We start from the raw sequence: 18998 nt of genomic DNA on the forward strand, positions 1-18998 counted from the left end.
GGGGGGGGGGCCGAGAATCACTCACTGTCCCACCACTCACCCCCCCCCCCTCGCGGGGGGGCGCCCCTTCCTTGAAGCGATCCTGACGGGACTTGAACCCGCGACCTCCACCTTGACAGGGTGGCGAGCTAACCAACTGCTCCACAGGACCTTGCTCGCAGCCCTGCGTGGGGCTGCGAGGAAGACTGTACAGCAGGTCAGAGGGTGAGGTCGAACCGGCGCAAGGCGACACTCCCGGCCAGGGGCCGGCGGAGTCGGAATCAGGGCGCGAGGGCGTCGATCGCCTTCACGATCCGCTTGTCCGAGACCGGGTACGCCGTGCCCAGCGCATGGGCGAAATAGCTGACCCGGAGCTCCTCGATCATCCACCGGACGTCGGTGACCTCCTTCGGCACCGGTCGCCCCTGCGGGAGCTGTTCGAGCAGCCAGGCGTACTCGTCCTGCATCTCGTGGACCTTCTCCATCCGGGTGGTGTCCCGCTGGACGCCCGTCGGCATCTGCTGCAGCCGCCGGTCCACCGCAACCAGATAGCGCATCAGGTCCGGCAGCCGCCCCAGCCCGGTCTTCGTGACGAAGCCGGCCGGCATCAGCCACGCCAGCTGCTCGCGCACGTCCGCCAGGTTCTGCATGAGGGCCAGGCTGTTCGTGGCCTTCAGGCGCCGCTCACAGGCCTGCCAGGCCGCCAGGATCTGCTGGACCTGGCTCACCGTGCGGACGGTCGTGTCGACGAGGTCGGCGCGGACCTTGTCGTACAGCTTCCGGAAGGACTCCTCGTCCCAGACCGGACCGCCGTGGTCGGCGATCAGCTTGTCGGCGGCCGCGGTCGCGCAGTCGTCGAAGAGCGCCTGGATCGAGCCGTGCGGGTTACGGGACAGGGCGAGCTTCTGCTGGTTGGTCAGCTTGTCCGAGGCGAACTTCGCCGGGTTCACCGGGATGTTCAGCAGGATCAGCTTCCGGGTGCCCCGCCACATCGCCTGCGCCTGCTCGGCCTCCGTGTCGAAGAGCCGTACGGAGACGGTGTCGCCGGCGTCGACGAGCGCCGGGAACGCCTTGACCGGCTGTCCGGCGCGCCGGGTCTCGAAGACCTTCGTGAGCGTGCCGATCGTCCACTCCGTGAGGCCCGTGCGCTCCAGGGACTGGCCGGAGCCGTCCGGGCCCGCCGTGGCCGCCGCGGCGGCCTTGGAGAGGGCCTGGCGGGCCTTGGGGCGCAGCTTCAGCTTCAGCGCCTCCAGGTCCTTGTCCTCGGCGAGCTTGCGGCGCCGCTCGTCGACGATCCGGAAGGTGATCTTCAGGTGGTCGGGGATCCGGGACAGGTCGAAGTCGTCCGGCGAGACCGGGACCCCGCCCATCCGGTGCAGCTCGCGGGCGAGCGTCACCGGCAGCGGCTCCTGGCGGGGGACGGCCGAGTCCAGGAAGCGGGTCGCGAAGTTCGGGGCCGGGACGTAGTTGCGGCGGATCGGCTTCGGGAGCGAACGGATCAGCTCCGTGACGACCTCTTCCCGCAGGCCCGGGATCTGCCAGTCGAAGCCCTCGTCCGTGACCTGATTGAGGACCTGGAGCGGGACGTGGACGGTCACACCGTCGGCGTCGGCGCCCGGCTCGAACTGGTACGTCACCCGGAACTTCAGCGGCCCCTGCCGCCAGGAGTCCGGATAGTCGTCCTTCGTGACCCCGGCGGCCTTCTCGTTGATGAGCATCTCGCGCTCGAAGTCGAGGAACTCCGGTTCCTCACGGCGCTTGTGCTTCCACCAGGAGTCGAAGTGCGCGCCCGACACGACGTGTTCGGGCACCCGCTTGTCGTAGAAGTCGAAGAGCGTCTCGTCGTCGACGAGGATGTCCCGGCGCCGGGCACGGTGCTCCAGCTCCTCGACCTCGGTGAGCAGCTTGCGGTTGTCGGCGAAGAACTTGTGGTGCGTGCGCCAGTCGCCCTCGACGAGCGCGTTGCGGATGAAGAGGTCGCGACTCGCCTCGGGGTCGATCCGGCCGTAGTTCACCTTGCGGTCGGTGACGATCGGCACGCCGTAGAGCGTCACCTTCTCGATCGCCATGACGGCCGCCTGGTCCTTCTCCCAGTGCGGCTCGCTGTACGTCTTCTTGATCAGGTGCTGGGCGAGCGGCTCGATCCACTCCGGCTCGATCTTCGCGTTGACCCGGGCCCACAGGCGCGAGGTCTCCACCAGCTCGGCCGACATGATGAAGCGCGGGGGCTTCTTGAAGAGGGCCGAGCCCGGGAAGACCGCGAACTTGGCGCTGCGGGCGCCCAGGTACTCGTTCTTGGCGCCCTCCTTCACGTCCTTCATGCCGATGTGCGAGAGCAGACCGGCCAGGAGCGAGGTGTGCACGGACTGCTCGGGAGCGTCCTCCTCGTTGAGGTGGATCCCCATCTGCTTGGCGACCGTGCGCAGCTGCGCGTAGATGTCCTGCCACTCGCGGATGCGCAGGAAGTTCAGGTACTCCTGCTTGCACATCCGGCGGAAGGAGCTGGACCCGCGCTCCTTCTGCTGCTCGCGGATGTAGCGCCAGAGGTTGAGGAAGGCGAGGAAGTCGCTGGTCTCGTCCTTGAAGCGGGCGTGCTGCTGGTCGGCCTGGGCCTGCTTCTCGGCGGGGCGCTCGCGCGGGTCCTGGATGGAGAGCGCGGCCGCGATCACCATGACTTCCCGTACGCAGCCGTTCCTGTCGGCCTCCAGGACCATCCGGGCCAGGCGGGGGTCGACGGGGAGCTGGGAGAGCTTGCGGCCCTGCTCGGTCAGCCGCTTCTTCGGATCCTTCTCCGCGGGGTTGAGGGCCCCGAGCTCCTGGAGGAGCTGCACGCCGTCGCGGATGTTGCGGTGGTCCGGCGGGTCGATGAAGGGGAACTTCTCGATCTCGCCGAGGCCGGCCGCGGTCATCTGGAGGATGACGGACGCCAGGTTCGTCCGGAGGATCTCGGCGTCCGTGAACTCCGGGCGGGTGAGGAAGTCGTCCTCGGAGTAGAGCCGGATGCAGATGCCGTCGGACGTACGGCCGCAGCGGCCCTTGCGCTGGTTGGCGCTGGCCTGGCTGACCGGCTCGATCGGCAGGCGCTGGACCTTGGTCCGGTGGGAGTAGCGCGAGATACGGGCGTTGCCCGGATCGATCACGTACTTGATGCCGGGGACGGTCAGCGAGGTCTCGGCCACGTTGGTGGCGAGGACGATCCGGCGGCCGGTGTGCGCCTGGAAGACGCGGTGCTGCTCGGCGTGCGAGAGGCGGGCGTAGAGGGGGAGGACCTCGGTGTTCCGGAGCTGCTTCTTGATCAGCGCGTCCGCGGTGTCGCGGATCTCCCGCTCGCCGGAGAGGAAGACGAGGATGTCGCCGGGGCCCTCGGACTGGAGCTCGTCGACGGCGTCGCAGATCGCGGTGATCTGGTCGCGGTCGGACTCCTCGGAGTCCTCCTCCAGGAGGGGCCGATAGCGGACCTCGACCGGGTACGTCCGCCCGCTGACCTCGACGATCGGCGCCTCGCCGAAGTGGCGGGAGAAGCGCTCGGGGTCGATGGTCGCGGAGGTGATGACGACCTTGAGGTCGGGGCGCTTGGGCAGCAGCTGGGCCAGATAGCCGAGCAGGAAGTCGATGTTGAGGGACCGCTCGTGGGCCTCGTCGATGATGATCGTGTCGTAGGCGCGCAGCTCGCGGTCCGTCTGGATCTCGGCGAGCAGGATGCCGTCGGTCATCAGCTTCACGAAGGTCGCGTCGGGGTTCACCTGGTCGGTGAAGCGGACCTTCCAGCCGACGGCCTCGCCCAGCGGGGTCTTCAGCTCCTCCGCGACCCGCTCGGCGACCGTGCGGGCGGCGATCCGGCGCGGCTGCGTATGGCCGATCATGCCCCGGACGCCCCGGCCCAGCTCCAGACAGATCTTGGGGATCTGCGTCGTCTTTCCGGAGCCGGTCTCACCGGCGACGATCACGACCTGATGGTCACGTATCGCCTCCAGGATCGCGTCCTTCTTCTGCGAGACCGGCAGCTGCTCGGGGTACGTGACCGCGGGCACGCGGGAGGCCCGCCCGTCGACGCGCTCCTTGGCCTTGCCGGCCTCGGCGGCGATCTCGTCCAGGACGGCCTCACGGGCCTCGGGCTTGCGGATGCGGCGGGCGCCCTCGAGGCGGCGGCCGAGCCGGTGGGCGTCCCGCAGCGAGACCTCGGCCAGGACGGACTGGAGGGCGGCGAAGGAAGTAGACATACGGAATCCAGGATCGCACCCCGGGCCGAGAACGGGCGAACCGATTTCCGCTTGGTCCGGCCCGTAATATTTCGGGCACGTCGAGCCGAGAGGTCCCCCATGTCCCGCACCGTCCGCGCGCTCGCGGCGCTCGCCGCGCTGGTGGCAGTGGTGCTCGGGGTCCTGGCATGCGGGACGGCGACGGCGGTGGCGAGCACCGCGGTGGTCGTGGACGCGGGGAGCGCGTCGCCGGGCTGCGGCCAGGGTCACACCGCCGACGGCGCCGCCCGGCCGGCCACGCCACCGCGCCCGAACGGCTTCGGGGAGCTGCTGCCCGCCTTGGCGGGGGAGCGGACGGCCGGCGGCGTCTGGGGCGCGGAACCGGCCCCACGAGACCCGCTGCCGGGTCCCGAGCCACCGGAGCTCGTACCACCGTCACCCGTGGAACTGTCGATCCTGCGCGTGTAGAGGGCCGACAGCCGTCGTCGTCCGTCCTCTCTCGTCATGTTCAGGAGCCTTTCCGCATGTCCAAGTCCAAGCCGATCGTGATCGTCTCCGGGGTGGCCCTCGCCGCCGCGCTCCTCGGCGTCGTCTCGTACACCGCGACCAAGCCCGCGTCCGGGAGCTCCTCGGGTCCGTCGGCCGTCGCCGAGGTCTCCGCCGACCCGGCCGACGGCGTCTACCCCGAGCTGGAGGCGTACGCCCGCCGCGACGCCTCGGACAAGCTCGCCCTGGGGCGGGCCGACGCGCCCGTCGTCCTGATCGAGTACGCCGACTTCAAGTGCGGCTACTGCGGGAAGTTCGCCCGCGACACCGAGCCCGAGCTGATCAAGAAGTACGTCGACGACGGCACCCTGCGCATCGAGTGGCGGAACTTCCCGATCTTCGGCCAGGAGTCGGAGGCGGCGGCCCGCGCGGCGTGGGCGGCGGGGCAGCAGGGCCGGTTCTGGGAGTTCCACAAGGCCGCGTACGCCGAGGGCGCGAAGGAGGAGGGCTTCGGCAAGGAGCGGTTGACCGCGCTCGCCGAGGAGGCCGGGGTCCCCGACCTCGCCCGCTTCGCGAAGGACACGGACGGCGCGGCGGCGAGGGCGGCGGTGAGCAAGGACCAGGAGCAGGGGTACTCGCTGGGCGCGACCTCGACCCCGTCGTTCCTGGTCAACGGGCGGCCGATCGCGGGCGCGCAGCCGATGGAGACCTTCACGGAGGCGATCGACGCGGCCGCGAAGGCGGCGAAGGCGTCGAAGGGGAGCCGATGACCTCCGACATCGGCTATCTGGCCGCGTTCCTCGGTGGTCTCCTCGCCCTGCTGAGCCCGTGCAGCGCCCTGCTGCTCCCGGCCTTCTTCGCGTACTCGATCGACTCGACGAGCCGGCTCCTCGCCCGTACCGGAATCTTCTACGCCGGTCTGGCCACCACGCTCGTCCCGCTCGGGGCGGCCGGTTCGTTCGCCGGGCGGCTCTTCTACGGGCACCGGGATCTGCTCGTGGCGCTCGGCGGCTGGACGATCATCGTGCTCGGCGTGCTCCAGATCCTCGGGATGGGCTTCGCCTCGCGCCGGATCGCCGAGGTCAGCGGCCGGATCCGCCCCACGACGGCGGTCTCGGTCTACGCCCTCGGCCTGGTCTACGGCCTTGCCGGGTTCTGCGCGGGCCCGATCCTCGGCAGCGTCCTGACGGTGGCGGCGCTGAGCGGAAGCCCGGCGTACGGCGGGCTGCTCCTGGCGGTGTACGCGCTCGGCATGGCGGTGCCGCTCCTCCTGCTCGCGCTGCTCTGGGAGCGGTACGAGCTGGGCCGGCGCCGCTGGCTGCGCGGGCGGACGGTCCGCGTCGGCCGCTTCGAGCTGCACACGACCTCGCTGCTGTCGGGGCTCTTCTTCGTCGTGCTCGGCACGCTCTTCCTGGTCTTCGACGGCACGACCGCGCTGCCGGGGCTCCTGTCGGTGGACGACTCGTTCGCCGTGGAGGAGCGGGTGGGGTCGCTGAGCCGGTCGGTGCCGGACTGGGCCCTGCTGGTGGCCGTCGTCGCGGTGGTGGCGGTGGTGCTCGCGGTCCGGGGGTGGCGGGGGCGCCGGCGCACGGCCTGAGGAGTGGGGGCGCCCGGTTCCGCCGACCGGGTGCCCCGCCCGTCCTGCCACGCGCACACGAAGAAGGCCCCGTTCTTTCGAACGGGGCCTTCTCTTTGTGGCTGGGGCCGGGGTCGAACCGGCGACCTATCGCTTTTCAGGCGATCGCTCGTACCAACTGAGCTACCCAGCCACGAAGCCGTTTCCAGCTTCAGCGACTCTGACGGGACTTGAACCCGCGACCTCCACCTTGACAGGGTGGCGAGCTAACCAACTGCTCCACAGAGCCAAGCTTGTGCGCGATCACTAGTCTCGCACACGGTAATGCGTGCCCCCAACGGGATTCGAACCCGTGCTACCGCCTTGAAAGGGCGGCGTCCTGGGCCACTAGACGATGAGGGCTAGGGGCTCACCTGCGCGCTTCTCAGCGCGTCGGGGACGTGAGAAGCATATGGGATGGCGGCCGCTATCGCCAAAACGGTTTACGCCGGAGGCCGGACCGCCGCTCCCGTCAGCCCCAGCCCAGCTCGTGGAGCCGTTCGTCGTCGATGCCGAAATGGTGGGCGATCTCGTGGACCACGGTCACCGCGACCTCGTGGACCACGTCCTCCTGGCTCTCGCAGTAGCGCAGGGTGGGGCCCATGTAGATGGAGATGCGGTCCGGCAGGACACCGGCGTACCACTCCCCGCGCTCGGTGAGCGGCGTGCCCTCGTAGAGCCCGAGGAGCTCGGGGTCCGAGGGGTCGGGTTCGTCCTCCACGAACACGGCCACGTTGTCCATGACCCGCGTGAGCTCCTGCGGGATCGTGTCCAGGGCCTGGGCAACCAGCTCTTCGAACGTGTCGCGTGTCATCTCCAGCACACCGCCATTGTCCGCGACGGCCGCCCGGTTGCGGGGCGCATGGCCGAACCGGTTCCGGGGCGTCGCCGGACGAGTGGGGCGGATCCGCGTCGCACAGCCCGATTCCCCGCCGTCCTCGCGCCTATGCCTCGCGACGCCGGAACAGTACGTACGCCAGCGCCACCACGGCGGTCGTCCACAGCAGGAGCACCGCGCCCCCCGCCGCCGGGGTGAGGTCCCCGGCCTCGTGGTGGGCCTGCATCAGCTGCAGTCCCGCACGGTCCGGCAGCAGCCGGGCCAGCGGGCGCAGCCGCGAGGACGCCGCCAGGATGCCGGAGACCAGGAACAGCATGGGCAGAAGGATGCCGAGGGCGCCGATGGAGCGACGGGTCACGAAGGTGACCGCCCCGGCGAGCACGGCGAGCAGCGCGGCGTAGATCCCGGCCCCGGCCACGGCGCGGGCCACGGTGGCCGGTGGCAGGGTGGACAGCTCCGCGCCCAGGGCCCGGGTGGCGGCCAGTACCGAGATCAGCCCGGTGGCCAGCCCCCAGGCCAGCCCGACGAGCCCCAGCACGGCGAGCTTGGAGGCCAGCAGCCTGCCCCGGCGCGGTACCGCGGCGAGCGAGGTGCGGATCATTCCGGTGCCGAACTCCGACCCGACCGCCAGCACGGCGAGGACGGCCACGGCCAGCTGGCCGAACTGGACCCCGGTGAAGGACAGGCCGATCGGGTCGAAGCCCATCCGGTCGTCGGGTGCCGCCCGCCGGAACTCGGAGCCGATCAGCAGGCAGACCAGCACCCCGGTCAGCACGGTGATCGCGCTTCCGCCGAGCAGCAGTGCCGAGGTGGAGCGCACCGAGCGGAGCTTGATCCACTCGGCGGCCATCGCGTCACGCACGGCCGGCCACCTTCTCCCTCTCCACTGCTGCTCCCCGTTCCTCTCGCGTGTCCTTGTGGTGTGGCGAAGCCCGGTACTCCGTGGCCTCGTCGGTCAGTTGGAGGTAGATCTCCTCCAAGGCCGGGCGGATCGGGGTGAGTTCGTGGACGCGGAAGCCGTGGACCGCGGCGAGGTCGCCGATACCGCCGGAGGTCAGCCCGGTCACCACGGCCGCCGTGTCGCCGTCGTACGCGACCTGTCCGCCCGCCGTCCGCAGGACCTCGGCGAGTTCCGTCAGGTCGGGCGAGCCCAGACGGACGCCGCTCGTCGCACGTCCCGCGAGCTCACCGATGGCTCCGTCGGCGAGCACCCGACCCCGGCCGATGACCAGGACGTGGTCGGCCGTGGCCGCCATCTCGTTCATCAGGTGGCTGGAGACCAGCACGGTCCGTCCCTGGTCGGCCAGGGCCCGCAGCAGCCCGCGCAGCCAGCGGATGCCCTCCGGGTCTAGTCCGTTCATCGGCTCGTCCAGGATGAGGATCTCGGGGTCGCCGATCAGGGCGGCCGCGATGCCGAGCCGCTGCCGCATGCCCAGCGAGAAGCCGCGCAGCGGCCGCCGGGCCACGGAGGACAGGCCCACGAGCTCCAGCACCTCCACCACGCGGTCGCGAGGCAGCCGGTGGGTCCTGGCGAGCCAGTCGAGATGACCGCGCGCGCTGCGGGCCGGATGCACCGCCGCCGCGTCGAGCAGCGTCCCTACGGAGCGCAGCGGCGACGGGAGGTCCTGATAGGGCACCCCGAGCACGGTGGCGCTGCCGGAGTCCGGCCGTCCCGCGCCCGTGATCATGCGCAGGGTGGTCGACTTGCCGGCGCCGTTGGGGCCGAGGAACGCCGTCACCCGCCCCGGAGCGACCCGGAAGGACAGGCCGTCCAGGACCCGCCTTCCCCCGTACGACTTCACCAGATTCCGTACCTCGATCACGCGCCGCCTCCTGTCGGTCGGAGGGTTGCCCGGGGGCTTGGGGCGCCGAGGTCCAGGGTGCGGTCGAGGAGGCCTTCGGCGGGGTCGGTGTGAGAGACGAGGATCATGGTCCGGCCCTCGCGCTTCCAGCGGGCCAGGTCGTCGGACACGGCGGTGAGAGCGGCGGAGTCCAGACCGTTGAAGGGCTCGTCGAGGAGCAGGAGGCGGGGGTCGTGCGCGGTGGCGCACACGTAGCCGAGCTTCTTGCGCTGCCCGAGGGAGAGTTCGCCCACGAGGACGTCGTGGTGGCGTGCGAGCCCGAGCGCGTCGGCCCGCTCCAGCAGAAGACGTGGACGTACGCCCCACAACCCGGCCACCAGGCCGAGCTGTTCGCGCGCGGTGAGCTGTTCGTACAGCGGGGGAGGCTCCTGGAGGAAGCCGCGCACCGCTCGCACGGACCGGTGCCGGGGAGAGCGGCCGCAGACCGTGACCTCTCCTGTCGCCGGGGCGCGGAGTCCCGCGAGGACGTTCAGGAGGGTGCTCTTGCCGCAGCCGTTGGGGCCGGCCAGCCGGACGGCCTCCCCTTCCGCGACCCGCGTGGTGAGGCCGCCGAGGATCTCGCTGTCCCCGAGCCGGACCGTCAGGCCGGCGATGTCGATCACTTCAGTTCCCCCGTAGTCCGTGGATTGTGTCGCGCTCGCGCTGTGGTGGGGAGCGCGGGCAGATCGCTGCGGCTCAGCCGGCGCAGCCCCAGCACGTACGCCGCCAGGACGAGCGCGAGCAGGCAGGTGCCGAGCGTGCCGCTGTGCGCCGCGGCGGCGCACAGCGCCAGGCTGCCGGTCACCGGGGCGGTGAGCAGCGCGGCGAGAACGCCCTCGACCACGTCCGCCGCCGGGGCCCGGGTCACCCTGGCCCCCTCGAAGCTCTCGGTGCGCGGGACCGCGTACCAGGTGAGGACCATTGCGCAGCCCACACCGAGCGCCACCACGGGCAGGGCGAGCAGCACCACCGCCCAGTCGCCTCCCCGTACTCCGCAGAGCGCGGCGGCGCCGAGGTAGAACGGCGTGGTCACGGCCAGTACCCCCAGGGCGGAGACGACGGCCTTGGCCGCGGGCCAGGCCCCGGTCGGCAGGGGGGACTGGCGCAGGACGTCCCAGCAGCCGCGCTCGGCTTCGATGCCGCAGACCTGCATCACCTCGCCCGTGGCGATCAGCGAGACCGCCACCAGCAGGCCGGCGAGCGCGGGGACCGGCAGCTGCCAGGGCGGCGCGGGGGCGGCTGCCGCGGCGCTCGCACAGGCCGCCCCGAGCAGCATGCTCAGCCGCTGCAGCCGGGCCGCTCCGCCGACCGCCGCGGGGGCACCGCGCCGGAGCCGCGCCCAGGCCACGCGCAGGGAGATCGCCAGCGGCGACGTGGTGGGCAGGGCGAGCCGGGAGGAGGTGGGCGGCCGGGCCTCGGTGGGGCGGGCGCCCGGTGCGTCGCGGCGGGCGGTGGCACGGACCCGGAGCGTGACCGCCGTCCCCGCCGCCACGACCAGTACGAGGTATCCGGCGGCCGTCCACGCCAGCCGGCCCGGGGTGTGCATGTCCGTCCACAGCTGGGGACGGCTGTCGGTGAGTACCTGCCCGAGGAGCCGCGCCAGCCGCGACTCGGCCTGGCCGGGCGTCGACCCGAGCGCCCCGAGCAGCGGAGCCGCGAGCCTGCCGAGGAGCCAGCCCGCCACCGCCGCGAGCACCAGCCGGGGCAGATGGGCCACCCGGACCACCCGCACCATGAACGCGCTGACCAGCAACGTCCGCAGGCCAGCGGCGGCCGCGACCGCGCCGCACAGGTTGACCAGCAGCGCGGGCAGCAGCTCCCGGCCCGGGTCGGTGGCCGCGAGCCAGGGCACCGCGACCGCGCCGGCGGCGAGCAGCACCGCGAGCCCGATCCCGGCCGTGGGCAGCACCAGGCGCGCGGTGAACAGCTGCCCCCGGTCGACCGGCAGCGTCCGCAACACCGCCTCGTCCGGAGGCAGTACCAGGGAGCGCCCCAACGCCGGTTCGGCAGTGAGAAGTTGGTGGAGAACCCAGAGCGCGGCGGGGATCCAGGTCCAGGCCGCCAGATCGTCGGCGGTCGCGGACCGTGCCGGCGCGAGGGCTCCGAGCGTGCGGCCCAGCAGGAACAGGGCCCCGAAGCCGGCCGCGGCCCCCGCGCCCAGGACGAGTCCGGCGATACGGCGGCGGCTGCGCCCGGCGGCCCCGGGGCCCGCCGTCAGGTTGAGGCGCCTGCGCAGGTCGGCCAGGCAGAGCACGAAGACGGTACGGCTCCAGGGCCGTATCCCCGTCGGCGCCCCCATGGCGTCGGGACGGGGTTCAGGCTTCATCGGGCCGGGGCTCCGTCCGGCGCCGTCCGCTTCCGGCGTACCTCTCGGCGGGGCAGAGCAGTACCGCGGGGATGAGGAGCGCCAGGAACACGCCGGCGAGCGCATGCAGCCCCGAGGCCGCCGGGAGGTTCAGCGCGAGGAACCCCAGCGGCGCCCACCACACCACCCCGCCGACGATGAGCAGCAGGCTCCCGGATCGGGCGACCGCCACCAGCAGACCGACCACGACGAGGACGATTCCGGTGATCAGCCACACGACGCTCAGGAGCTGGACGATGTCCATCACGTCGCCGGGGTCTCCGGAGAGGTCGGTGGAGGTCTCCACCGCGTGGCGGGTCTCCTCGACGGTCGCGCGGAAGCGGACGACGTACGCGAGCGCGCAGACCCCCGCCGCCGTGGCCGCCGAGCCGCCCGCGATACGGAAGCCCGGATGGGCCAGCCCTTCCGTGATCGCGGTCCAGCAGCGCAGGGCGAATTCGATGAGCTTCCGGTTTCCCAGGATGCTGAAGACAAAGCGGTGGATCACGGCTCTCCGGCGGTGCGGGCGGGTCGGGACGGTTCGAGTTGTCGGGTTCTCGCGGTCGCGTTCTTGCGGTCGGTAAGACGGATCGTCGGTCCGGCAGGTTCAGCCGCGGCTCACGAGGGCAGCGCCAGCAGGCTTCCCACGTACAGTCCCGTGACCGCGCACGCCACCGCGCAGGCACGCGGCCAGGTCGCGCGCCCCGCCGCCCGGGCGGCCCACAGCAGCGCGCCGAAGAGCAGCGGCAGGGCCCAGTCGATCCGGGTCAGCGACGGCACGGCCTGGGCCGCCTCGCCGCCCAGCAGTGGCGCGAGCAGGGTCCAGCCGACCAGTTTCACGAGGACGAAGAGTGCCCAGGCGAGGGTGAACGTCCTCCGCTGCGCGGTGAACTCCTCCGAGGGAGCGGCCCACTTCATCCCCAGCGCGCCCAGGACGCCGAAGAGAACCGCGAGCACTCCGACCGTGGCGATGTTGGCCAGGGTCGCGGTGGACCAGCCGACGGCCGCCCCGATCCCCAGCGCCCCCTCGGGAGCGTCGGGCAGCCGCGTCTCGACCTGGGCGCGTATCTCGGCGTGCAGAGGCCAGCTGAACAGGGCGGTGGCGAACAGCAGCACGATGATGCCGAGCGCATGCCCGCGCCGGGTCCGCAGCCGCGCCCAGAGGCCGTCGGACGGGTCGCGGGGACCGGGCTGCCCAGCCTCCGCCACACTCCGTTCCGCGACCTCCGCCGGTTCTGCCGGAAGGACCGGAAGCCCGCTCGTGCGCGGCGCCCGGTCTACGTGCTCACCCATGTCTCCACTCCCGCAGCTGCTACAAGACCCAACAGGGACACCCCCCACAGACGGCTGGCGTCGACGAACTGCAGCCACCAGCCGGCCCGGTCGAGCCGCCGCCGGCCGATCCCGGAGCGCACCCAGGCGACCAGCGGTACGAGACCCGCGCCCGCGGCGACCGCGATCGACGCCAGTTCGAGCGGCATGTGCGGGAGCAGATGGCGGGCAAACCCGTCGCCGCCCAGCAGCGGCAGGGCCTGGCCCCAGCTGTATCCGGCGAGCGCCCCGCTGACGATGGCGGCCGGCAGGGTCGCCAGACCCGCGGTGACAACGCCCAGGAACAGCGCGGCGGAGACGCTGACGTTCGTCCCCAGGATCTCCAGGAAGAGACTCCCGCTGGGTTCTCCTCGAATACGTGTCATGTCCGACGGGTCTGTGGGGGAATTGGCCCACCCGACGGCGAAAGCGGCGAACCAGAGCAGTGCGCCGCAGAGAAGGCTCGGCCATTGACGGCGGAAGAGCCCGGCCTTCCTCTCGGTCATGTTCTCGGTCATGTTCTCCGCCTGTTCTGCCCGGACTCGCCGGGACTCCGCGATGGCGGAATCCCGGCGAGCCGTTCATCAAATGCCGTACGTCAGGCGATGAAGGCCTTGCGGCCGCCCTTCTTGATGGCCTGCTTCGCGGCGAAGATGAGAACGCCGCCGATGGCCAGACCACCGGAGACGAGACCGATGGCCGAAGCGACGTCCATGCCCGCCATGATCGACTGGTAGGCGACCGACGCGGAGTCGCTGCTCATCTTGAAGGTGCTCTTGAGGAAGAGCGGGGCGGCCACCGCGGCCACCATGAAGGCGCCGAGGACGGCGGAGGAGACTGCGGCCGCCGGCAGGGCGCGGCGGACGAACGAGCGGTTCATTACTCGGTACTTCCCTTCCATACGAGAGCCACGGCATTCGCTGCCGAGGCACTTCTCGATCTTGGCCTTGGAAGGGGATGTCCGCCATTGCCTCAAAGGGCATGACCCTCCAGGGCATTGCCTCATGAGGCAATGGATTCCGGAGTGCCGAGCGAGGGATGATCGCAACCGTTCAGGCGATCCTGGTGGTGAAGCGAAACCAGAGTCGCTTCGATCCGTGAGTTCAACTCCAATTTCCGTACGACACTGGTGATATGGGCTTTGACCGTACGCTCGGCTATGCCGAATCTTCGCGCGAGTACGCGGTTCGTCTCTCCGTGCGCCAGAGCGTGCAGTACTTCACGTTCCCGGGCGGTGAGACGCTCCAGATCGGTTACGTCGACCGTGGTCGGAAAGGTCTGACGTGCTTGCCCACGATGCCCTCCGGAAGTCGGCATGGTGTGCCCCCATTATGTTCACTTGCATTCCCCGTATACCCCCCGGCGGTCAAACCGGAAGGCATTCTCTTCGCTGGATCATGGCATCTCGCTCAGCGGGTGAACATCCGCCCTTGGACCGGTTCTCACCGGGGGGTCGGCCGGCGGGGGTTCCCCGAACCGGCGGGTCCGGGCGGCGTCCGGTGGGTGGTGCCGGGCCACGGCAGCTCCGCCCGGACCTCGAAGCCGCCGTCCGGCGTCGGGCGGCTGAGCACGGTGCCGCCGAGTACGGCCGACCGCTCGGCCAGGCCGACCAGGCCGTAGCCGGAGACCGGCGGCCGGGCGCCGGTCCGCGGTGCGGGGACACGTGCGGGCGGTGGGCCGTTGACCACCTCGACCACCAGGACACCGGCGGCCGGCTCGGCGGTGACGCTGACCCGGACCGTGCTGCCGGGCGCGTGCTTGGACGCATTGGTCAGGGATTCCTGGACGATCCGGAAGGCCGCCCGGCCGGTCTCGGCCGCCGCCGCCCCCACGGGCTCGGGCGGCTCCCCGTCGAGGACGGCGATCCCGCTGTCGGCGACGAGTGCGGGCAGCTCGGCGAGGCCGGGCGGGCCGTCCCGGGAATCCGGAACGCGCAGTGCGCCCAGCATGTCGCGAAGCTCCTCCAGGGTCCTGGTGCTGAGCGCCCCGATCCGCTCGCCGCTGCCGCGGGCCTCGGCGTCGGCGGCGGTGAGCTGGAGCGCCCCGGCCTCCACGGCGATCAGGCTCACCTGGTGGGACACGACGTCGTGGATCTCGCGGGCGAGCCGGGCCCGTTCGGCGACGACGGCCCGCTCGGCCGCCACGGCACGCTCCCGCTCCCGGCTCGCGACCAGCTCGGCGAGATGCGTGGCGAGTTCACGCCGGGTACGGGCGAGCCGGCCGAGCGCCGTCGGTCCCGCGCAGAACAGGGCGTGGCCGAGAAGGGCGTCGGCCCATTCGTCCATCGGAAAGTCGTCCTCGGCCCATTCGTCGACGGCCCACTCCTCTCTGGCCGGGCCGGCTTCCTCGGCTTCCTCGACCTGGACGAACGGCGCGAGGAACATCAGGGCGGCACAGCCGTAGACCACGCGCCGCCGGGGCAGCAGGGAGGCCGCGGTGCCGAGGGCGATCATCGGCGCCAGCCACAGATAGCCGTGGACGGCGGCGGGCAGGGTCGTGAGGACCACGGCCAGCGGCCACCGCCGCCGTACCGCCAGCGAAGCCACCGCCAGGGAGTACACGCCGACCGCCGCCGGGCCGATGCGGCCCAGTACCGTGCCCAGCTCCGCGGCGGCGACGGCGACGAACGCGGCATCCACCGCCCACGTCGGCGGACGCCACCTCATCGCGGCTCCCCGCCGCCCCTGCCTGCCGGGCGGGTGTGGGCGAGGACCGCGGCCTGGATGCGGTTGGCCGCGCCGAGCTTGCCCAGCACGGAGCTCACATGGTCCTTGATCGTGGCCACGCTCAGGGTGAGCCGCCCGGCGATCTCGCCGTTCGTCAGTCCCGCGGACAGCAGGGAGAGCACCTCCCGCTCCCGGTCGGTCAGCGGGGCGTCGGCCAGGCTGGACAGCGGCGCCCCGGCGAACGCGGCATCGGAGGCGGGCGCCCTGGCCATCGATCGCGCCACACGCGAGGAGAGGGCACTGCCCCCGGCGGCGAGGAGACGGACTCCCGGGATCAACTCCCGGACCGCCGCGTCCTTGAGGAAGAACCCGGCGGCCCCCGCGGCCAGCGCACGGGAGACGTTCTCGTCGGTCCCGAACCCGGTCAGCATGGCCACCACGGGCGGTTCGTCCAGCGCCCGCAGCGCCTTGAGCACGTCGATCCCGTCGATGTCGCCCATGTGTATGTCGACCAACGCGATGCCGGGCCGGTGCCGTACAGCCAGTTCCACCGCCTCGTCCCCGCCGCACACCACGGGCACGGTGATGTCCCCGGCGCTCTCCAGGATGCGCTGCAGGCCATGGCGCAGCAGCTTGTCGTCGTCGACGACCATGACGCTGAGGGGATGCACGAACCCCTCCTCCCCCGTTGCCCAGCGCGGCTGAAGGCTGAGGGCTGAAGGGCCAACCCGGCTGTTCGGTCGCACTCTGGGATCCGACACTTCGATGGCAAGCGGCGCCGCCGACCTGTGAAAGTGCGAGTTTCGACGCCGCATCCGCCCCAGGAGACAGGCCACCGTTACAGGGAGTGAGGATACAGGGGGGTTTGGGCGGGCCCTGTGGAGGCTTTGTGGCGACTCCATGGCGGCCGGGGCGGTGGCGGAGGGGTCCGTCGTGCCGGGACACGCCCGGGCGTGTCCCTTGTGGTGTCGGGGGAGTTGGGCAGGACGCTACGTTCCCCGCTCTGCACGATATGTCCTGGAGGTGCCCTCCGTGCGCCCTTTGCCCACCCGCGTGAGATGGGCCGCGACCGCGTTGGCGGTCGCCGCCTGTGCCGGTATGAGCGGCTGTATGAGTGTGAGTGACGAGGGTGCGAAGCCGGCGCCCAGCAAGTCCGCGGGGAAGCAGGGCGTGGCGGCCGAGTCGGACGGCGGGGTCGGGGTGTCGGGCCGGCACGGCGGGACCGGGGGCTCGGGCGGGAAGAGCGGGCCGGACGCGGACGGCGCCGGCTCGGCGTCGCCGGTGCCGAGCGGATCCGCGTCGCCCTCCGGCAAGCCGGCGCCGGACGCGCCCGCGGGCCCGGGGAGCAGGCCGAAGCCCGGCCAGGAGCCCGGTGGGACCGGTGGGGCCGGTGGGCCCAGTGCTCCGGGTGGCGAGGTCACGCCACCGCCGGTCGACCTGCCGGAGCCGACGCCCACGCCGACCCCGGAGCCGGAGCCGGAGCCGACCCCGAGCGCGGAGCCCACCGCGGAGCCGACCGACGCTCCCACTTCGACGCCGGGCGCGGACACCCACATGGGTGCCATGAAGGCGGCGGACGGGCCGGGCGCGTCGGTGGAGCCGGAGGCATCGCCGCAGGTCGGACCGGTGTGATGGAGTCCGGTTTGCCATAGGTGGGGGAGGGTGCGTATGGTGGTAGATCGTTTGATCCCATTGCCCGGCGCCGACACAGAAGAGCGCCGCGTGGCGCGTACTCTCCCTAGCCGTGGCTGGACCGCATTGAGGCGGTCGATTTGCGATTTTCACGGAGTTGACGGGCGCGTGCCGAGACTCCGGAAGGTTTCGCATTTCGCATGTCCATTTTCAGTTCTGACCACGCCGTCATGCCCGAGAACGACGAGATCGTCGAGGCCGTAGAGGCCACCGAGATCGTCGAGACCGAGGCTTCCGACGTCACCGAGGCCGAGTCCTCCGAGCCCACCGTCACCTTCGCCGACCTGGGCCTGCCCGAGGGCGTCGTGCGCAAGCTCGCGCAGAACGGCGTGACCACCCCCTTCCCGATCCAGGCGGCGACCATCCCGGACGCCCTGGCCGGCAAGGACATCCTCGGCCGCGGCCGCACCGGCTCCGGCAAGACCCTCTCCTTCGGTCTGCCGACCCTGGCCCGGCTGGCCGGCGGCCACACCGAGAAGAAGAAGCCCCGCGCGGTCATCCTCACCCCGACCCGTGAGCTCGCGATGCAGGTCGCGGACGCCCTCCAGCCGTACGGCGACGTGCTCGGCCTGAAGATCAAGGTCGTCTGCGGCGGTACGTCCATGGGCAACCAGATCTACGCCCTGGAGCGTGGCGTCGACATCCTCGTCGCCACCCCGGGCCGACTGCGCGACATCATCAACCGTGGCGCCTGCTCCCTGGAGAACGTCCAGGTCGCCGTCCTCGACGAGGCCGACCAGATGTCCGACCTGGGCTTCCTGCCCGAGGTCACCGAGCTGCTCGACCAGGTCCCCGAGGGCGGCCAGCGCATGCTCTTCTCCGCCACCATGGAGAACGAGATCGGCACGCTGGTCAAGCGCTACCTGAACAACCCGGTCAGCCACGAGGTCGACAGCGCCCAGGGCAACGTCACCACGATGACCCACCACGTCCTCGTCGTGAAGCCGAAGGACAAGGCGCCGGTCACGGCCGCCATCGCCGCCCGCAAGGGCCGCACGATCATCTTCGTCCGCACCCAGCTGGGCGCCGACCGCATCGCCGAGCAGCTCGTCGAGGCCGGCGTGAAGGCCGACGCGCTGCACGGCGGCATGACGCAGGGTGCCCGTACCCGCGTCCTCGCCGACTTCAAGGACGGCTACGTCAACGCGCTGGTCGCCACCGACGTCGCCGCCCGCGGCATCCACGTCGACGGCATCGACCTGGTCCTGAACGTGGACCCGGCCGGTGACCACAAGGACTACCTGCACCGCTCGGGCCGTACCGCCCGTGCCGGCCGCTCGGGCGTCGTGGTCTCCCTGGCCCTGCCGCACCAGCGCCGTCAGATCTTCCGTCTGATGGAGGACGCGGGCGTCGACGCCTCGCGTCACATCGTGGGCGGCGCGGGCGCGTTCGACCCGGAGGTCGCCGAGATCACCGGCGCGCGTTCGCTGACCGAGGTCCAGGCCGACTCCGCGAACAACGCCGCCAAGCAGGCCGAGCGTGAGGTCGCCGACCTCACCAAGCAGCTGGAGCGTCTGACCCGTCGCGCCGCCGAGCTCCGCGAGGAGGCCGACCGTCTGGTCGCCCGTTCCGCGCGCGAGCGGGGCGAGGACCCGGAGGCCGCGGTCGCCGAGGTGACGGAGGCCGCCGAGGCCGAGGTCGCCGCCGCCGTCGTCGCGTCCGAGCCGGTCCAGGAGCGCCGCGAGGAGCGCACCCCGGCGTTCCGCGACGAGCGGGGCAACTACGAGCGCCGTGACCGCGGTGGCGACCGTGGCGGCTTCCGCCGCGACGACCGCCGTGACGACCGTGGCGGTGACCGTGGTGGCTTCCGCCGCGACGACCGTGGCGGCCGTTCCTTCGAGCGTCGCGACAACGATCGTCCGTCGGGTGGCTTCCGCCGCGACAACGACCGTCCGTCCGGTGGCTTCCGCCGTGACGACCGTCCGTCGGGCGGCTTCAACCGCGACGACCGTGGCGGCCGTTCCTTCAACCGCGACGACCGCCCGTCCGGTGGCTTCCGCCGCGACAACGAGCGTCGTGACAACGAC

18 protein-coding genes and 4 tRNA genes are annotated in these 18998 nt (G+C 71.7%); 5 read left to right on the top strand and 17 right to left on the bottom strand.

All coding sequences use genetic code 11. From position 1 onward, the window contains the following. Window positions 1–77: 77 nt before the first annotated feature. Together ACFVZW_RS13410 and hrpA are read right to left on the bottom strand one after the other, a co-directional pair. Window positions 78–151 (bottom strand) — tRNA-Asp (locus tag ACFVZW_RS13410). A 109-nt stretch (window positions 152–260) separates the two neighbouring features. Beyond that, complete coding sequence (gene hrpA, locus ACFVZW_RS13415) at window positions 261–4199, bottom strand: ATP-dependent RNA helicase HrpA (RefSeq protein WP_384520438.1); 3939 nt, start codon at window positions 4197–4199, stop codon at window positions 261–263. Window positions 4200–4298: 99 nt separating this feature from the next. Here hrpA and ACFVZW_RS13420 point away from each other — a divergent pair, with 99 nt between their 5' ends. Genes ACFVZW_RS13420 through ACFVZW_RS13430 form a run of 3 tightly spaced genes read left to right on the top strand, consistent with a single transcriptional unit; the run spans window position 4299 to window position 6261 of the window. Further along, window positions 4299–4646 (top strand): hypothetical protein, encoded by a 348-nt coding sequence (locus tag ACFVZW_RS13420; protein WP_384520440.1) that lies wholly within the window; start codon window positions 4299–4301, stop codon window positions 4644–4646. Between the two features lie 56 nt (window positions 4647–4702). Then, window positions 4703–5434, top strand: coding sequence for a DsbA family protein (locus ACFVZW_RS13425; RefSeq protein ID WP_384520442.1), 732 nt, complete (start codon window positions 4703–4705; stop codon window positions 5432–5434). Next, entirely contained in the window at window positions 5431–6261 is an 831-nt protein-coding gene (locus ACFVZW_RS13430) for a cytochrome c biogenesis CcdA family protein (protein ID WP_384520443.1), read from the top strand. Before ACFVZW_RS13425 ends, ACFVZW_RS13430 begins: the two co-directional genes overlap by 4 nt. A 98-nt stretch (window positions 6262–6359) precedes the next feature. On the opposite strand, the gene ACFVZW_RS13435 is transcribed toward ACFVZW_RS13430, so the two are convergent. The 15 genes from ACFVZW_RS13435 to ACFVZW_RS13505 all read right to left on the bottom strand — a co-directional run bounded on the left by ACFVZW_RS13435 (window position 6360) and on the right by ACFVZW_RS13505 (window position 15950). Then, a tRNA-Phe gene (locus ACFVZW_RS13435) sits at window positions 6360–6433 on the bottom strand. Between the two features lie 22 nt (window positions 6434–6455). Continuing rightward, window positions 6456–6529: transfer RNA gene (locus ACFVZW_RS13440), tRNA-Asp, on the bottom strand. Between the two features lie 40 nt (window positions 6530–6569). Then, window positions 6570–6642, bottom strand: a tRNA-Glu gene (locus tag ACFVZW_RS13445). Window positions 6643–6751: 109 nt separating this feature from the next. Continuing rightward, window positions 6752–7102 (bottom strand): metallopeptidase family protein, encoded by a 351-nt coding sequence (locus ACFVZW_RS13450; RefSeq protein ID WP_384520445.1) that lies wholly within the window; start codon window positions 7100–7102, stop codon window positions 6752–6754. A 121-nt stretch (window positions 7103–7223) separates the two neighbouring features. Continuing rightward, on the bottom strand, window positions 7224–7979 hold the full coding sequence (locus tag ACFVZW_RS13455; protein WP_384520447.1) for an ABC transporter permease: 756 nt from the start codon (window positions 7977–7979) through the stop codon (window positions 7224–7226). After that, a complete protein-coding gene (locus tag ACFVZW_RS13460; RefSeq protein ID WP_384520448.1) occupies window positions 7972–8940 on the bottom strand; it encodes an ABC transporter ATP-binding protein in 969 nt (322 codons plus the stop codon). Before ACFVZW_RS13460 ends, ACFVZW_RS13455 begins: the two co-directional genes overlap by 8 nt. Continuing rightward, the gene (locus ACFVZW_RS13465; protein WP_384520450.1) at window positions 8937–9581 is read right to left on the bottom strand and encodes an ATP-binding cassette domain-containing protein; all 645 of its coding nucleotides are present in this window, start codon (window positions 9579–9581) and stop codon (window positions 8937–8939) included. The genes ACFVZW_RS13460 and ACFVZW_RS13465 overlap by 4 nt, the downstream gene beginning before the upstream one ends. Then, window positions 9578–11284, bottom strand: a complete 1707-nt coding sequence (locus tag ACFVZW_RS13470) for a hypothetical protein (protein ID WP_384520452.1) — start codon at window positions 11282–11284, stop codon at window positions 9578–9580. Before ACFVZW_RS13470 ends, ACFVZW_RS13465 begins: the two co-directional genes overlap by 4 nt. Further along, complete coding sequence (locus ACFVZW_RS13475) at window positions 11274–11810, bottom strand: hypothetical protein (protein ID WP_384520454.1); 537 nt, start codon at window positions 11808–11810, stop codon at window positions 11274–11276. Before ACFVZW_RS13475 ends, ACFVZW_RS13470 begins: the two co-directional genes overlap by 11 nt. Window positions 11811–11920: 110 nt before the next feature. Continuing rightward, window positions 11921–12595: a hypothetical protein gene (locus ACFVZW_RS13480; RefSeq protein WP_384520455.1), complete on the bottom strand. Its 675-nt coding sequence runs from the start codon at window positions 12593–12595 to the stop codon at window positions 11921–11923. Next, entirely contained in the window at window positions 12580–12999 is a 420-nt protein-coding gene (locus ACFVZW_RS13485; RefSeq protein WP_384520457.1) for a stage II sporulation protein M, read from the bottom strand. The genes ACFVZW_RS13480 and ACFVZW_RS13485 overlap by 16 nt, the downstream gene beginning before the upstream one ends. Before the next feature lie 212 nt (window positions 13000–13211). Then, entirely contained in the window at window positions 13212–13493 is a 282-nt protein-coding gene (locus ACFVZW_RS13490) for a hypothetical protein (RefSeq protein WP_383558100.1), read from the bottom strand. Between the two features lie 122 nt (window positions 13494–13615). Beyond that, window positions 13616–13930 carry a response regulator transcription factor gene (locus ACFVZW_RS13495; protein WP_384520459.1) on the bottom strand — a complete coding sequence of 105 codons (315 nt, stop codon included), beginning with the start codon at window positions 13928–13930 and terminating at the stop codon, window positions 13616–13618. A gap of 125 nt (window positions 13931–14055) precedes the next feature. Continuing rightward, the gene (locus tag ACFVZW_RS13500; RefSeq protein ID WP_384520461.1) at window positions 14056–15279 is read right to left on the bottom strand and encodes a sensor histidine kinase; all 1224 of its coding nucleotides are present in this window, start codon (window positions 15277–15279) and stop codon (window positions 14056–14058) included. Beyond that, on the bottom strand, window positions 15276–15950 hold the full coding sequence (locus ACFVZW_RS13505; protein WP_384520463.1) for a response regulator: 675 nt from the start codon (window positions 15948–15950) through the stop codon (window positions 15276–15278). Before ACFVZW_RS13505 ends, ACFVZW_RS13500 begins: the two co-directional genes overlap by 4 nt. A gap of 439 nt (window positions 15951–16389) precedes the next feature. Here ACFVZW_RS13505 and ACFVZW_RS13510 point away from each other — a divergent pair, with 439 nt between their 5' ends. Then, window positions 16390–16911 carry a hypothetical protein gene (locus ACFVZW_RS13510; RefSeq protein ID WP_384520464.1) on the top strand — a complete coding sequence of 174 codons (522 nt, stop codon included), beginning with the start codon at window positions 16390–16392 and terminating at the stop codon, window positions 16909–16911. 200 nt (window positions 16912–17111) lie between these two features. After that, window positions 17112–18998, top strand: a 1887-nt coding sequence (locus ACFVZW_RS13515) for a DEAD/DEAH box helicase (RefSeq protein WP_384520466.1), incomplete at its 3' end; no start/stop codon positions are given.

The sequence above is a fragment of the Streptomyces sp. NPDC059567 genome, from assembly GCF_042735655.1.
In the GTDB taxonomy this organism is placed as follows: domain Bacteria; phylum Actinomycetota; class Actinomycetes; order Streptomycetales; family Streptomycetaceae; genus Streptomyces.